This window comes from Candidatus Baltobacteraceae bacterium (assembly GCA_036489885.1).
Taxonomy (GTDB): domain Bacteria; phylum Vulcanimicrobiota; class Vulcanimicrobiia; order Vulcanimicrobiales; family Vulcanimicrobiaceae; genus JAFAMS01.
On the sequence record DASXEW010000003.1, the window covers coordinates 386,123 to 400,766 of the forward strand.

11 protein-coding genes are annotated in these 14,644 nt (G+C 55.5%); 7 read left to right on the plus strand and 4 right to left on the minus strand.

Going from position 1 to position 14,644, the window contains the following annotated elements; translation table 11 throughout:
• Positions 1–428 precede the first annotated feature (428 nt).
• The 6 genes from VGG22_07820 (at position 429) to VGG22_07845 (ending at position 8,665) form a co-directional block, all read left to right on the plus strand.
• Positions 429–2,072 carry a LuxR C-terminal-related transcriptional regulator gene (locus tag VGG22_07820; GenBank protein HEY1728263.1) on the plus strand — a complete coding sequence of 548 codons (1,644 nt, stop codon included), beginning with the start codon at positions 429–431 and terminating at the stop codon, positions 2,070–2,072.
• 57 nt (positions 2,073–2,129) lie between these two features.
• The gene (locus tag VGG22_07825) at positions 2,130–2,861 is read left to right on the plus strand and encodes a gamma-glutamyl-gamma-aminobutyrate hydrolase family protein (GenBank protein HEY1728264.1); all 732 of its coding nucleotides are present in this window, start codon (positions 2,130–2,132) and stop codon (positions 2,859–2,861) included.
• 1,030 nt (positions 2,862–3,891) lie between these two features.
• Positions 3,892–5,130, plus strand: a complete 1,239-nt coding sequence (locus VGG22_07830) for a prolyl oligopeptidase family serine peptidase (protein HEY1728265.1) — start codon at positions 3,892–3,894, stop codon at positions 5,128–5,130.
• Positions 5,131–5,133: 3 nt separating this feature from the next.
• On the plus strand, positions 5,134–6,438 hold the full coding sequence (locus VGG22_07835; protein ID HEY1728266.1) for an MFS transporter: 1,305 nt from the start codon (positions 5,134–5,136) through the stop codon (positions 6,436–6,438).
• 205 nt (positions 6,439–6,643) lie between these two features.
• Complete coding sequence (locus VGG22_07840) at positions 6,644–7,033, plus strand: TRIC cation channel family protein (GenBank protein ID HEY1728267.1); 390 nt, start codon at positions 6,644–6,646, stop codon at positions 7,031–7,033.
• Between the two features lie 1,404 nt (positions 7,034–8,437).
• Positions 8,438–8,665: a hypothetical protein gene (locus VGG22_07845; GenBank protein HEY1728268.1), complete on the plus strand. Its 228-nt coding sequence runs from the start codon at positions 8,438–8,440 to the stop codon at positions 8,663–8,665.
• Positions 8,666–9,136: 471 nt separating this feature from the next.
• Here the strand turns inward: VGG22_07845 and VGG22_07850 are convergent, their stop codons facing one another.
• The 4 genes from VGG22_07850 to VGG22_07865 all read right to left on the minus strand — a co-directional run bounded on the left by VGG22_07850 (position 9,137) and on the right by VGG22_07865 (position 13,236).
• Positions 9,137–10,009 carry a TniB family NTP-binding protein gene (locus tag VGG22_07850; GenBank protein HEY1728269.1) on the minus strand — a complete coding sequence of 291 codons (873 nt, stop codon included), beginning with the start codon at positions 10,007–10,009 and terminating at the stop codon, positions 9,137–9,139.
• A complete protein-coding gene (locus VGG22_07855; protein HEY1728270.1) occupies positions 10,003–11,850 on the minus strand; it encodes a Mu transposase C-terminal domain-containing protein in 1,848 nt (615 codons plus the stop codon). Before VGG22_07855 ends, VGG22_07850 begins: the two co-directional genes overlap by 7 nt.
• The gene (locus tag VGG22_07860; GenBank protein HEY1728271.1) at positions 11,783–12,442 is read right to left on the minus strand and encodes a TnsA endonuclease N-terminal domain-containing protein; all 660 of its coding nucleotides are present in this window, start codon (positions 12,440–12,442) and stop codon (positions 11,783–11,785) included. The genes VGG22_07855 and VGG22_07860 overlap by 68 nt, the downstream gene beginning before the upstream one ends.
• A 326-nt stretch (positions 12,443–12,768) precedes the next feature.
• A complete protein-coding gene (locus tag VGG22_07865) occupies positions 12,769–13,236 on the minus strand; it encodes a hypothetical protein (protein ID HEY1728272.1) in 468 nt (155 codons plus the stop codon).
• A 659-nt stretch (positions 13,237–13,895) separates the two neighbouring features.
• Between VGG22_07865 and VGG22_07870 the strand changes: the two genes are divergently transcribed.
• Positions 13,896–14,642, plus strand: a complete 747-nt coding sequence (locus VGG22_07870) for an NUDIX domain-containing protein (protein ID HEY1728273.1) — start codon at positions 13,896–13,898, stop codon at positions 14,640–14,642.
• Positions 14,643–14,644: the final 2 nt, after the last annotated feature.

Below are 14,644 nucleotides of genomic sequence, written 5' to 3' on the forward strand. Positions count from 1 at the left end.
AACATCGGAACGTCCGCTTGCCAGCAAGGCCGTTCTTGGATTTCGACTGGCCGCCCCCGATGACAAAGCAGCCCACAATCCGCGTAAGGAGCGATTTCCCTGTAAGCCTTCGCGCGAGCCCGGAGCCTCGAATTGAGTTTCGCGTTGCTATCTCCGGTCGACAGGTCTCAGATCGCGAAGGGATACACTTTTGAAAGGACATTACGGTAACAGCGGGAATCGGCGGAACGTGTTACCGTAATGACGCGTGCCGGTGACCGCCTCGCTTGGAAAGGCCCTCGCGGACTTACGGTAACACTTGCGCGGGATCGTTCTGTTACCGTAATGCTGCGGAGAATACAACAACGACAAGCACCCTTTGGGTCCGACGGAAGCGTGAGAGAGCGCTTATCGATGGTTTGTGTACACGCTGTTGCTGTAGGCAGCCGATGCGGGATCTCCGGACATGCGAAGCATGCAATGCCAGTGCAAAAGCTCGCGTCTATCGCGCTCGAAACCGCAACAAGGAACGACGTCGTATTGCCCGCGCGTTACACAGCCTTGAGGCTGCTGGGGACACGGCGCTAAGCAAGTACGATCATTCAGAAGCTGCGATCCATTATCAGGAAGCGCTCTCTGCGGAACTGCCTCTTATTGATGACGATCGCATCTCGGAAAAGTTGGTGCGCGCCATATTCTATACGTCGCGGCCAGATTTGGCTCGAGGGTGGATAGAGCGTTCAATCGCAAGACACTCCGCCCTTGGCTTAAGCACTGAAGGTTTAGCAATACAGTTCATGATGCCGCGTCAATATTGGTTGGAGGCAAAGACTCCCCTTAGCATCGCTCTCATTGGACAGATTCGCAAACATCACGGAGAACGAGCAACTGTCGAAACTCAAGCGCAACTGGAGGCGCTTTCCGCCAATTATTTGACGTTGCTTGGCCGTTATGATGAGGCTGGAGCGCACGCAGTGCCGCTAACCGCGGTTCACGCAAACTCTCGCGCGCGCGTCATATTGGCAAACCAACGAGCAATGATCGACGCAGCACATGGAGATGCTGAAGGCGCACTTGTTGGCTTTGATTCAGCCGTCGAAGCGGCCAAGGCTCTCGAAGATGGATATCTGCTTACGATCGTGTGGGATGACTACGCGAACTGGTCGACAGTTCTTGGTAAGCTCGAAACTGCGCGAACCTGTCGTGAAAGGGCGCTGTTTGTAGCTCGCGAGCAACATATCGCATGGCGAGTTCCGTATTTGAGTCTCCGTTACGCCAGCCTCTTGATCGTAATGGGAGACTATACAGTGGCAAAAGAGCTTCTGGCTGAGGCCATCACGCATAGTATCGAAACCCCGATACTGCGCATCCTCGCGGCGACAATCAGCGCGCAGCTTGCATATGCGATGGGGAACGCGGTATTGGAAAGTCAACGACTTGATCGGGACGCCCTGGAAGCAGCATTTGCGTCATCCGAACCGGGTTGGATCGGTCCAATTGCCGCCGCTTATGCGCGGATACTAGAGCAAAATAACGCCGTCGACGAAGCGCGATCCATCGTATCTCGGGCCGTCTCCGCCATCAATAGTGCTGACCACGCCGAAGAATTGCTTGCGCTGACGGCTCGTTATGGTACCCGGGCGGAAGCGAAGCGCGCTCAGGACATTCTTCGACGCCGAGTTCATCTCCCAAATGGACATGTCGCAGCGGCCTTCAGCCGACTTTGGGACGCATACGATGCCCTCAGACATCGAAGCGCAACTTCAGCCCGCACGATCGGAACGGAAGCCGCGCGACATTTCCGTGCCATTGGGTGGATGCACCAAGAGCGGGAGGCATATAAACTCGCGGAGCCCTCTCGGCGCGTCGATGCGGAGCGTGCACGCGCCCCAATTGCGGCATTGGGAGATTTCCGCCCCGCACTTAGCGCCCGTGAGCTCCAAGTGGCGGAACTCGTCCTTCGCGGCCAAACAAATCGTGCCATCGCTAAAGCGCTGTCGATTAGCGAGCACACCGTCGAATCACACATGACGTCAATCTTCAACCGATTGGGTCTCCGATCGCGGTGGCAGCTGCAAGACCTAATGAAGTAGCAACTCGTACACGGATTCCGGGATGTCGAGTGTAGCATTGCCCGTTACACTCGATGCGTGCGTCCACGAATCGGTATTACGTCGATGGTCCGTTCCAATGATGCCGATGACCATCCGGAGGTCCACCTCCACGAGGCGGCGATTCTTGCCCTTGGCGGCGAACCCGTTGTCCTGCCGAAGGACCTCGAAGTAGCTCAACTCCTTAACCGGTTCGAGTTGTCGGGTGTGATCTTTTCGGGCGGCGGTGACGTCAACGCCGTTCATTATGGCGGACGGGAGGAGCTTTCCAACGATCGCGTAGACGACGAGCGAGACGCATTTGAGATGTCGCTAATGCGCGAGGTTCTCGCCGCGAAAATCCCGACGCTCTGCGTGTGCCGCGGTTTCCAGATCGCTAATGTTGTTTTGGGTGGCACGCTCATTGAGCATCTCCCAGAACATCTTGGTGAGAATTACACCATCAGTCATCACCAGCGAAAGGACCTCGGGCTCGATTCCACCGCCTATGCCCACGAAATCTCCGTGAGCCCAAAGGCGATGCTGCATGACATCGTACGTACTGACCGGTTGCGCGTAAATTCGTTCCATCATCAGGCGATACGGAATCCCGCTTCGGGTATGGTTGTGGAGGCGGTCGCGGACGACGGAATAATCGAGGCAGCTAGTCTCGATGGCTTTTCGACATTTTTTCTTGGCGTGCAATGGCACCCGGAGCTGCTACATAACAGGGATGAACAAGCTTCCAGAATCTACGAGCACTTCGTGCGAAGCGCGGATCGGAAACACTAGATGTGTTCACCGTGAAAGAGGGAGAGCTACCGATGACTGAGACTCTTCGTTTGAGAGTTCCGCGTGAAGCATGCTAGTGATTCATGCGATGCGAGCGCTCGTAGCGGTGATAACTGTAAGCGCCCTTTCCATGTCTCTACTCGTCACCGAAGCCGTCGACGCCGCTTCACCTATCATCACTCCTCGGTCGATTGAGTTTCACGATCTCGCGTCCCTACGGCGTGTCGCGGCGGTAAAGACTTCACCGGATGGTACGCGGGTGCTATATGAGACTGTTTGGGGTTCCGCGGATGACGTACGCACTGGCAATCGTTCTTGGACGCTTATCGATTTGCGAACCAACCGACGTAAGGTCATTCTTAGCGGCGATGCTACGCGATCATACGGCTGGCCCGTGCAAGATGTCACTTTTACGCCCGACGGAAAATCGATTGGCTTCCTAGGTGAGTCGAACGGTCGTACCGAGCTTTGGTTGCTTAATCTTACGACAGGTCAGCGCCGGGCCGTCACGGGCCAGGGGCTCGCTACATCCGACGTTTCATCTGTGGAATCGTTTAGCTTTCGTCCTGGAGGAGACTCTGTTGCCGTCGTTCGCGCCGACAACGACGACAAGCATCAGAGTGCATTATTACAACGGACGATAGTCTCTATAAACACCGATCCAAGTGTATTGAGTTATCAGTATTGCTGCCACCCTCGCATCGATCTCGTCTCACTTAGGAACGGGCGGAGTCGCAGTCTCGCGACGCCTGACTCATGGGAGCCGAACGCGACATGGTCTCCTAACGGAAAGGAACTCGCGTATCTTAGCGGCGGTCTACATCAAAAGGTCGCCCTGATTACGATCGCATCGGGAGTCACCAGAACCTTAAACGATAGGCTCGGAGACGAGCTCTTTGAGACCTGGTCGCCGGAAGGGAAGAGCGTAGCATTTATTTCCTGCCGTCGCGGCCCATTTAGTCGAGTCGGATCCGTGTTCGTCCGGAGCATCCGCCAATCCTCACCCACTCGAATCTCGAGCGCGAATGAGATGGCGACGATAATTTATGTCTCTCGCGCTCTGGTCTGGAACGCACATGACGGTTACCTCTACGATCAAGCGTTTGACGGTCCGAATCTACGACTTTGGGCCTATGATGTTGTACACGGCAGGCGCCACCCCGTCACACCAGCCGGTTATGATGTGCACGACTTTTCGTTCTCCAAGGATGGGACTACGCTAGCGCTCGTCCTCACTAATATGCACGTTTTAGGTGAAGTATATGTTCGACGAGCAAATGGTCACCTTCGACGTCTCACTTATTTCGACGAACAGTTGAAATCGTTAAAGCTCGGCAAGGTCCGCGATATTGTGTGGACGAGTCGAGATAGTCGGTTTCATGTTCATGGATTCCTGATTACGCCACCAGACTATGACGCGGCACATCACTATCCGCTTGTTGTCGTACTTCATGGGGGGCCGGCAGCGCGCTATGAAGGCGATTTCGATACGGTCAACCTTTGGGGTAACTACAACTCCTCACCTCAACTGCTCGCGTCTGCCGGATACGCGGTGCTACTCCCCAGCGTGCGAGGTGACGACGGCTACGGGACGGCGTTTCTGGACGCTCTTCCCGGCAATCTCGGCACAGGTGACGTTGAACAGGACGTGTTTGGCGCGGTTGACGCGCTAGTCGCCCGCGGCATCGCAGATCCCACGCGACTTGCGATCGCGGGTCACAGTCTTGGAGGCGAGTCAGCAGCGTGGGCGATAACGCACTCAAATCGTTTCAAGGCGGTTTCGATTAGTGAAGGGCCAATGAATTGGGTCAGTTACTACGGCGAATCGTATCAGAATAACAGCGCCTTCATCGACTATGTAATGAAGGGCACGCTTAGTGAACGACCTTGGGATTACGCAAAACGTTCACCGATAATGTATGCGAGCCGTATCCGAACTCCAGTGCTCATGCGCTACGGTTTACTTGGTTTTGCGCCGCGTACGTCAGCCCTGTTTAACGACGGTAAACAACTCTATAGTGCGCTGGAGCAGCTGCACATCCCCGTGCAGTTTGTAATCACTCCAAAAGATGCGCACGTAATTATGGGAGAAGTTGCTTATCGAGATTGGGTCCATCGTGAGATTGCGTGGTTCGATTATTGGGTCCGCGGACTTCCCTACGCAGATGGTAAGGCGCCAAAATGGTGGGCTCGGTGGCGGCAACATAGTCCGCGGCAACGCGATATGTCGAACGTCGGCGTGCATCCAGCCGTTGACTGGCAGAAATAGGACGTGCCTGGCGCACATCAAGTAGGGAGTTCGATTGCATTCCGAACGAGCGCCTTCGTTGGACTTTCAGCGTCTCTTTGGGTTCTCGTTGGTGTATTCAGTACAGAGAAGCTGTCGTTTCTTTACAAGGACACGCTGCATTTAACCGCAGGCGAGGTCGCGACGCTCGGAATTCTGATTGGGGTTCCGGGCTATTTACGTGTCATAATGGGCGCCGGCGCCGATCTCTTTCCTTTTCTCGGGTACCACAGGCGTAGCTACTATGCGTTGTCGTGGTTGCTGATGGCGGCTGCAATGTTTTCGATGGCTACGGTGGCAGCGTACTCTTTAGCAACCGTCGTCTTGCTCGTTATTGTGTACGCTTCCGGCAGTAATCTGCTTTTTGTCATTATGGACGCCGTAATGGTGCGGGTCGGGAACGAAACTGGTACGATCGGACAACTGCAGTCTATCCAACAAGGCGTGCAGTTACTACTTGGGGTCACTTTTGCTGGCCCGTTGGCTGGTTTCGCTACGCAGCACTGGTCGTACAAGACCTGCTTTCTTGCGGCCGGTGCCTGCGCTCTCATCGGAGCTGTTCTAGTCGGTTTGATCGCCGAACCATCACGATTTACGTCCGTAACCACAGATCACAGACAATTGTGGAAGAATGAGCGCCGTGAAACAACCACAACACTGCTCAAGACATTTCGAGGGGCGGGTCTTTGGGCACTGATTGCATACATCTTCTATCTCGTGATTACGCCGGGTTCAGATTTGGCGCAATTTTATTACAGTGTTGACGTTTTACATTTATCAAAACAGACGATCGGAAATCTTCGCATACCGGGATCGCTAGGTGCATTGATTGCGATGGCTGGATTTGCGCTTGCGTCCCCTCACATCTCGATCCGCGCTATGGTCTGGGGCGCTTTCTCGGCAGACTGTGCCGGATATCTTGTGAGTTTTGCTCTAGCGGACGGGCGTTCAGCATATCTCGTTGCCTTTTGCCTCGGCTTTACAGGGTATGTCTATACACTATCCCTGATCACGCTGGGAGCGAGAGCGTGCCCGGCCGGCATTGAAGCGGCCGTTTATGGACTCGTAAATGGGGCCATGAGTCTGGGCGGAACCATTTCCAATAAAATCGGCAGCACCATTTATGACGCCTTTGGGCCAATGCATGGGCACAGTTTGACTAACGGCTGGCACGCGACGTTGTGGTCCGGCTTGGCGCTATCGCTCGCCGGCATCGTCTTTATTCCGTTTCTTCCCTCGTGGACGAGAAGCAGCGAGCCTCTGCGGTCGCTGCGATCGGTTGAACGTTAGCGACCCAGCTGAAGAAACACTCATGAGTGCTAATATGCAGTGACTTCAGGTGATTATGATGGCGCTTTATCCGCGCTGAACGTTAGTGACATTTCGAGAACTTCGGAAGATTGCAAGTCACGGTATCTTGCCGGAAGCGATAGTGATTGTGATGGACGTCATCGTGTTTGCCATTCGGTAGTCGTTAAGATCCGACGCGAGACCGATGGACCTTGTTGTCGCCTTTGTCATATCGCGGCGAATCGCACTCAAAGCGAGTACCATCACTATTCCGGATGCCATTGGCCTGGGCGTCTTCAGTTCAGCGGGGACTCAAATCGCGGCCGATATGCACACTCCCATTCTCATCTCCATAGTCATGGGCGTCATTACGGGATCCGTTGGTGGCGTCTTGCGCGACATCATTTGCAATGAGGTCCCATCAGTTTTTGTGCGCACTCAGCTCTACGCTACATGCGCGGCGCTTGGCTCAGGTATCTACTTGATCGCGCAAACCATCGGTGCCGATAATCAATCAGCGCTGACCGCGGGAGCCGTGTCGACCATCGCCCTCCGGCTCGCCGCCGTCCGATTCAACATCACGCTTCCGGCATAACGGTAAGCTCTGTTTATGCTCTTAGCCCACAAGCGGCACTGGAAAGCTACGAAGCGACCCCGTTTGTCGATTATGCGGAAGGCCGAAACAGCCGCGGATCGTGGTGAGAATCTGTTCCTTCAACCGTCTGCGCAACGTGCCAGGCTGATATCGAGCCAAGGGAGCGACGATCGCCGCAATTTCCAGCTCATGGAACCCCTTACGGACGAGACAAATGTTAGCCTCTGACTGAAGTGCTTCTGCAATTTCCTGAAGCACCGCCAAGACTGATCCGCGGCGCTGAAGCGTCAAACTACCGACATTCTCTCCAATGTGGTCGCACAATTCCTGAAAGCATCCTAGTCTGCCCTTGCTTACGGCACCGAGTGACTCCACTGTTTGGAATCGCGCGCGCGCCGGCGCATCGCGAAAATCCGTGCCGAGTATGTGGCGTCGAGGATCGCCGTCACCCTCGCGCGTGAGATAAGGAGGCGAGACTTCTGCAGTATGAAGGTCCAAGGCGACTCGCAGGCCTTTGAAAAATGATCGGGCTTGCGCAGTGGCGTCACCTGTGCCGTCGGATGCTCCACGGGCTTGTTCTAGGAGCATTGTTTGAAACTCAATGGCGTCGGGAGACACAACGTCTGCCTTGGCTGTAGCGGAAGCATTACAATGCTTACATAGGCAAAATGAAGGCAGCGCACTGGCATCGTTGCGTCCATGCGTCGTTTGACGATAGCGGAGCTTTCCAGCGCATCGATCGCTGCGGTCGACGAGCGACCGCGCATGTTCGACGCAGATCGTCACAAACGACAACTGCCAGTCTCGCTTCACGTGCGGCACCATTTTGATACACATCGGGCACCACTGGGGTCCCCTTCGTGGTTTCTTGACCTCGGTATTGATTAGCCAATTATCGAGGATATCGCCGGGCGCTCGTTCCTTAATTGACAACACGCGCAAATGGCTTAAGAGCGACAATTGACGTATGTCCGATTCGGACCTTGCCGTTCCGCGTGAAAGGCGCGCAAAGTCGCGATCGCTCGCGAGCCTATCAAGACGCCAGAACTTATCCGGCCTTGCTCCGCACGGCAATGCGGCGCGGCAAAAGTCCTCGTATGAGAGACCGTTTCCCTCAGCGAGCCTCGTTATCCAGGATGAAAGCAACTCGCCCGCTATCGGCCTCGGTCTTACCGGCCACAGTGGTGCATTGGCGACCGCCGAAAATTTTTCTTGCGCGTATTCGCGAAATGGATGCGTCGTTAACTGCACGTCTCATGACATACTGCGCCCCGCTTGTGCCAGGTGCTTGGCATCTTGAAATTCGCGCGCGACACTCTCAATGAGGACGTACCGTTTGATAAGCGACATTTGCTCGATAGCAACAGTAGAGCCGTTGTTGCGAAGTCGTTTCAAACAAGCGCTGTGCACGTTCTCAAAGATGCCGATCGTCGCATCGGCCGGTACCAGTCGCGACAGCCCGAGGCTGAGCGTGCCGATCAGTATCCTCTGGAATTCGAGACATATGTCGGACGCTGCTTCACCGATAGGGAGTTCCGCATCACACGCAACGCAGGCACCGGGACGTCTAACGGTGCCGACGGAGTTCCACGGCCGGATGGGTTTATTGCAGTGCGCGCATCGATCTATTAGCACGCGTTTGTGCTTCGAGCAGGTCGTCACAAATCCGAGACGCCAGATTTTTCGAAAATACCCATCTTCGTCGAGACATTGCGTACAGGCTTGAAGACCGGCCCTTCTCCGCTTTCTGTGCTCGGAGCGAAGAACGAGGAGCCAAGGAACAACTCCCCGTTCTCGCTCCCGAGACAGAACGCGTGTTATTGAATCAAGCGTGGTTTGACGTGCGAGGTCTTCATCGATACCTGTCACGTGACCCAATGAGGATACGAGTTCAGGATTGTCGCCGTCGTCGATGTCCGCGTTGCCTATCGGGCCTGCATTGAGGAGAGATGTCAGCTGATGTATTGAGAGTCCATTGCCGTTCGCGACTCGCATAAGCCACGAGGAAAACAATTCTCCTCGCCGCGGTCGCGGTCGCGACGGCAGAACCATCGGAAGAGGCACGGACCACGCGGCCATCCGCCGTAGCAATGGATCGCCCGATTATCGCGATGGGCGAGCCGATGGGACCGTGTAGCCACACATCGCCAACGTGCTTTCGTCGATGCATTCTCGACCCGACTCAATCGCCTTCAACGCCGCTGCTCGCACGAGAGCGATTATCTCTCCGATGGTACCCTCCGTTAGGGAGAGGATTTTTGTTGCAAGCCGTTCTCCCGCGAGATTCGAGGGACGTTTGAGCGGCAATATTGTTTCGAGTCCCGCGAGCAGACGGAGATACTCTTCACCCATCGACCATTTCGAAAGTTTCATGACCTCGAATCTGTTCGCCAACTGCGTGTGACGATTGAACACATTGAGCGCTTCATAGGTGCCGGCCGCAACAATTGGGATCTGGGTCATATTCCCGATATACTTGACGGTGTCGAGAAGAATCGTTCTCGTGGTACTATTTGCATTGAGGATGTGTTGAATCTCGTCGAAAATGAGCACTCGTACGCCGACGTTACTCAGCAGCGTGAGAGCTTGTCGACGCTTTTCGGGTGTACGAGCTGAAACGCGAATTGGACCATGGATGGCGTGAATGATTTGCTCGTATATTTCGGCTTCGGTTGGATTTGGAGGAACCTCCACGTAGAGAATCTCTACGAGATCTGCCTCCGCGGACGGATCGCGCAGAACCCTATGATTGCTCATGAATCGCTGGAGTAAGGACGTCTTGCCGTTATTCGTCAACCCGGCAATGACAAGATTTGGCATTCGACCGCCACGCGGCAATGCGAAGAGATATTCGAGCTTCGAGAGCACCCTTTCGCTCGTGTCATACTTGATCCAATAGTCCCGAAATAGGCGACTTCGACGATCATCTCCGCCGCCGTCTCCCGGCGCCGGCGCGGCCACAGCTACTGCTACCATGCGCCGTCAACCTCGAACGGCTTGACGGGACCGGTCGGATACGAAGTGTCGGGCGGATTCGCAGCTGCCGATGGAAGCGCTGGCCTTGTGATCGGCAGTTCGCGCTGTGCGCGATCGCGGCGTTCGTTGGCTCGTCGCGCAGTCTTCGTTCGTAACGCTGCCTCTGAAATGAGGGCGTCGTTACGTTCCTTGGCTGCGAAAATGGCCTCTTCATCGACATCTTTGAGACCTTGCGCTTTGAGCTCTTTGCGATATCCAAGATACTCCCACATGCTCATCGGCGGGTGTGGCGTACGATACGTGAGCTCGAAGTACTGCTTTAACTCCGGATCCCAGAAGTAGATCGTGCCCAAATCACGCGGATCGTATCGAACGATGAACTTGGGCTTCTTACCGTCTGCGTTCATAACCTCAATGTAGTTGCGCAGAATCGGCGAGTAATAATCGATGTAGTGTAACCGGATGCCCGTCGGCTGTACGGTCTTTCTCGCCGACGGGAGCAGGTTGATGCGCAACATCTCAGGGTCTTCCTCAAGGTCGGGAAGGCCAACGCCACGAGTGGTAGCAGTACCGAGCACGGCATCGTTCCACGCTTTGATCGGAGATTTGAGGATGCCGTCGTGATATTTCTGGTGGTAAATATTGGCGACCCATTCTGCCAGCCATCGATCGAATTCAACCATCGTCATGCACGATTCCGAATCCGAGTCATAATCGCCGCGCTCCGTCGGGTTTGAGAACGTCGTTCCGGGTAGCTGATGAATCGCGCCCTCGAGTGTTCCGAAGAATCGCTCGATATGTGCGCCGAAGTGTGGCGTCTTCACCGGTCGATAGTTAACTTCGATGCCCAACTCCTGACAGGCTTCGGTGAGCCACGGACAATCGAATTCTCGAGCGTTGTCGAGAATTAAGACTCTGGGTCGTCCACGAAAGGGCCAGTCGCTTGCGATCTCAAGCCGCGAAAGCCATCCTTCTTTGGGCAGAATCGCGTGCGCGAGGGCAAGAGATGTCGTGATGCGACCGGTTGGATCGAGGGATAGATAATATCCGAGAATTCCTCTGGTTTTTACGTCGATAATGCAGGTGAGATACGGGCGACCGATTGGACGTCGATAAAGCTCATCCACGAGAATGATATCGAGCGTCGTATGATCGATTTGCGCAATTGACAGCGGGTCGGTCGCATCCGTGAAGGTGCCCGGGCGTGGAAGTCGCTTCTTGAGCGCAGCGCCATAGCCGCGCGCCTTCAGGCGAATCTCTTCGGGAATGTCGAGAATGCGCTTTCGGACACTGTTGTAGGTTGGCGGCTTCAAATTTTCGGCGATGCAGTGGCGTCGTACTTCATCGTGCGTGCTCTTGATCGTTTTGCGTTGTTTGGTCAGGTAGATTTGCGCAATCATGAGTTGGACGATGTCGTTGATCTTTGGATTCAGCCTATTGCCCATCTTACCGCCGCTTCGCTTTTTTGGCGTAAGTGACGACACTCGCCGTGTGGCGAGGAAGAGCGCCATCCATTTGTACATGGTCCGTTCGTTAACGCCAGCCTCGTTCGCAATTCTCTTGACGTCTTCGCGCGTCCGATTCGGATTGTCCAGAGCCTTTTTCACAAAGGCATAGCGACGACGCGATTCGGCCTGTCCTGGCTTATCGAGATCGAGCGGTTCGATCGCCGGTCTGTAGTTTTCTGGTGGTGTAAGGTCAGCGATCTTGAGCTGCGTCGATTCTCCCGTCTTGAGATCCTTCGCTTGAACGATCTGATTGCTTAAGACATATTCAACGCGATAGAGGCGGTTGTTGAAGAAAACTTCGGCGCCCTTGCCGATTGGGAACGAACTGTGCATTGTGCGTCGTCCTTTCAATGAGCGTTTGCATCGTAAGATCGATCTGAAGGTTGACCGAAAGCTCGCCTTGAGCCAGAAGAGCCCAAAGCGACTGGAGAATGCGCGGACGCGCGTCCGCAGGGAAGGAGGCAATGATTGTGTTGATCATTGCTGCAGCGCCATTTAAGCCGGCGTAGATCGCTACTCGATCTTCGTGCGGCACTTCGCGATTGAGATATCGCGATAGAAACTTGACGTTGCCGAGATAAGGTGTGTGTATTTCGCGATCGGTGAGGATGCAGTAACGCCACCCGCGCGATCGTGCCGCCGCTAACGCGGCTCGCAATCGAGCCTTGTACTTCGGCCACCGCTCGCGCAAGCCGCTGCGGTACATCACATCACACAGCACCGGCGGAGCGTCGTGGAACTCGATCAGAAAATCGGGGTAACCCCGATGCCAGTCGCCCCCGGGACCTTCGTAGCCCAGTTCGAGCGGCTGCGCCGCGACCGACTTGACCCACGACAGCGAGTCAAGCCACACGGTAACGTCGCGTTCCAGTTTCGACTCAACGATCACGAGCCCGGACGTCCGCGTCGGGACAAACGCGCGCACGCTCCGATATTGTCGCCGGATCCGCCGCGCCGGCTCCCCAGAGGGCGGTTTTGGGTCAGCCACTCTCCGCCAGCCTGATGACCAAGCGCTTTATTGTCTTCATGAGGCGGCCGACTTATCGTTCGCTAGTCGATTTCCTCTTTTTTGCTATTGTAATATTCTATCTGTCACTATTGATATGCGGCGCCCGCAGGCGGTCCGGCATCGAAAACCCGCATTGGCCCCTCGCTAAATGTCAGAAGCTAAAAACGGGAATGCTGTTCGGCACGCCCGCGGGGGCGTGCCGCTCATTGGTGGATAGCGAGGCCGTTACGGCCGAGAGGTGGCTAGCGAAATGCCTGCGCGGAGACTAAGTCCCTGAGGGGCTTTCCGATCGCGTTCCATACAGCACGACCATCCTCAGTGAACCGAAACGTATATGCTGTGGCCTTGGCAGATCCAGGCGACGCCGTCGTGCGGAGACCCTCAACGATACCAGCTTCCTGAAGATCACCGACAAACTGCTTTAGCTGTTCCCACTCGCTGTCGCGACACGTGCACAGAATGTTCTGATCATCCGAAATCGCTGAATTCATTTCGCCGATTAGATCGAGAAGTTTTTGTTTTGACGGCTTCGATTTTGCAAGAACAATCGACAAAAGCACCATCGCGGATGTCAAGTACTCACTTTGCGTCAGCTTGAGATCTTTTGCAATTGCGCTCATGCGGCCGTGAAATTCCGCCGGCCCTTTCCACAGCATGCCGCGCGATACGGCTGCATTCTCCAATTGATTTCTCGGACGACGCTCGATCACGACGCACTGACCAATCGGATAACGCGACACGGTTCTGCTAGCGATTTCACGTAGACTGCATTCATGAAATTGTTGATACGCACCGTTACTAATTGACTTTCAGTCGATAGTCGAAAGTCAAGGTTGAAAGATGAACCTTCACCTTAATCTGTTAGCCTAGTATAGCCGCATAGTCGCGGGAGGGGGAGGGGGTCCGAAGAGGGGCACGGCCTCCAAATTTCCCCACGGGTAGCCGCCAAGAGCGAGGCCTCCGACCATTCGGATCAGAGCGGGAAAGTGCGGGGTCTCGAGGGTCCCCAACGGATCAGCTTCCCGCCTCACCTGCATCGTGCTCTTCACGATCAATCTCGTCGAGCTCGCCCTTCACTAAGTCGCCGACTCCACTTAGGGCTCGGTGTAAGAGGACGGCGGCAAGGGGGCCTTCCCTACTGCCGAGCGCATCGGCTCGACGCTGCAGCCGCTTGCGGTCCGCTCCCGAGATGGGCACCGAGATCCGTTCGTCTCGCTCAGAGTGGGGCATGGGGCGCTATAGTACCACGTGGTGCAGCAAATTGCAGCATGACGCCGCACAGCGCAGCAAGCTGCCGCACGGTGCTGCATACTGCAGCAATTCGATTCGCGGCTGGCGACAATTGACAAATATGCATGACGCATATATAATGCCTGCATATATGCGCGATGCATCAAATAACCTTGACGAACAGCGCTTCCTGGCGGAGTACGACCAGTCGAAGTTTCCGCGCCCGTCGGTTACCGTCGACGTCGCGTTGCTCTGCCCCAGCGACGGCGATCTGCGGACGTTGATCTCCCGCCGTTCCGATTTTCCGTTCAAGAACGAGTGGGCGCTTCCCGGCGGCTTCGTCGGAATCGACGAGTCACTAGACGAGGCAGCGGCGCGCGTGCTCCGCGATAAAGCCGGCCTCCGCGACATATTCCTCGAGCAGCTCTACACATTCGGTGATCCTAACCGCGATCCGCGGGGGTGGGTGATTACCGTAAGCTACTACGCGCTTGTGCCCGCAAGCGAACTCGAGCCCTCGGCACCGGGTACGCAACTCGCGCGAGTTCGCGTTCCGTGGGAAGGCGACGTCGGCGGGCCCGTTACGATCGAAGATGCGCAGGGCAATTCGTTACCGCTCGCGTTCGATCACGAGCAAATCGTCGGAGTCGCCGTCAAACGCATTCGCGGCAAACTGGACTACACGCCGATCGGATTCGAGCTATTACCGGAGACTTTTACACTCTTCGATCTGCAACAAGTGCACGAGACCGTCCTCGGACGGGATCTCAACAAGGATTCGTTTCGCCGGCGCATGTTGGCGTCTGGCTTACTCGAGCCGACGGGCGACGCCCGCGAGGGCACTGCGCACCGTCAGCCGGCACTTTATCGACGCAAGAAACACTAGGA

What these genes read in the sequence shown, in the direction of transcription:
- VGG22_07820 (HEY1728263.1), top strand. Translation starts at nt 429, where the DNA reads ATGCGGGATCTCCGGACATGCGAAGCATGCAATGCCAGTGCAAAAGCT.
- VGG22_07855 (HEY1728270.1), bottom strand. Translation starts at nt 11,850, where the DNA reads ATGCACAGTTCGTTCCCAATCGGCAAGGGCGCCGAAGTTTTCTTCAAC.
- VGG22_07850 (HEY1728269.1), bottom strand. Translation starts at nt 10,009, where the DNA reads ATGGTAGCAGTAGCTGTGGCCGCGCCGGCGCCGGGAGACGGCGGCGGA.
- VGG22_07830 (HEY1728265.1), top strand. Translation starts at nt 3,892, where the DNA reads ATGGCGACGATAATTTATGTCTCTCGCGCTCTGGTCTGGAACGCACAT.
- VGG22_07870 (HEY1728273.1), top strand. Translation starts at nt 13,896, where the DNA reads ATGCCTGCATATATGCGCGATGCATCAAATAACCTTGACGAACAGCGC.
- VGG22_07840 (HEY1728267.1), top strand. Translation starts at nt 6,644, where the DNA reads ATGGACCTTGTTGTCGCCTTTGTCATATCGCGGCGAATCGCACTCAAA.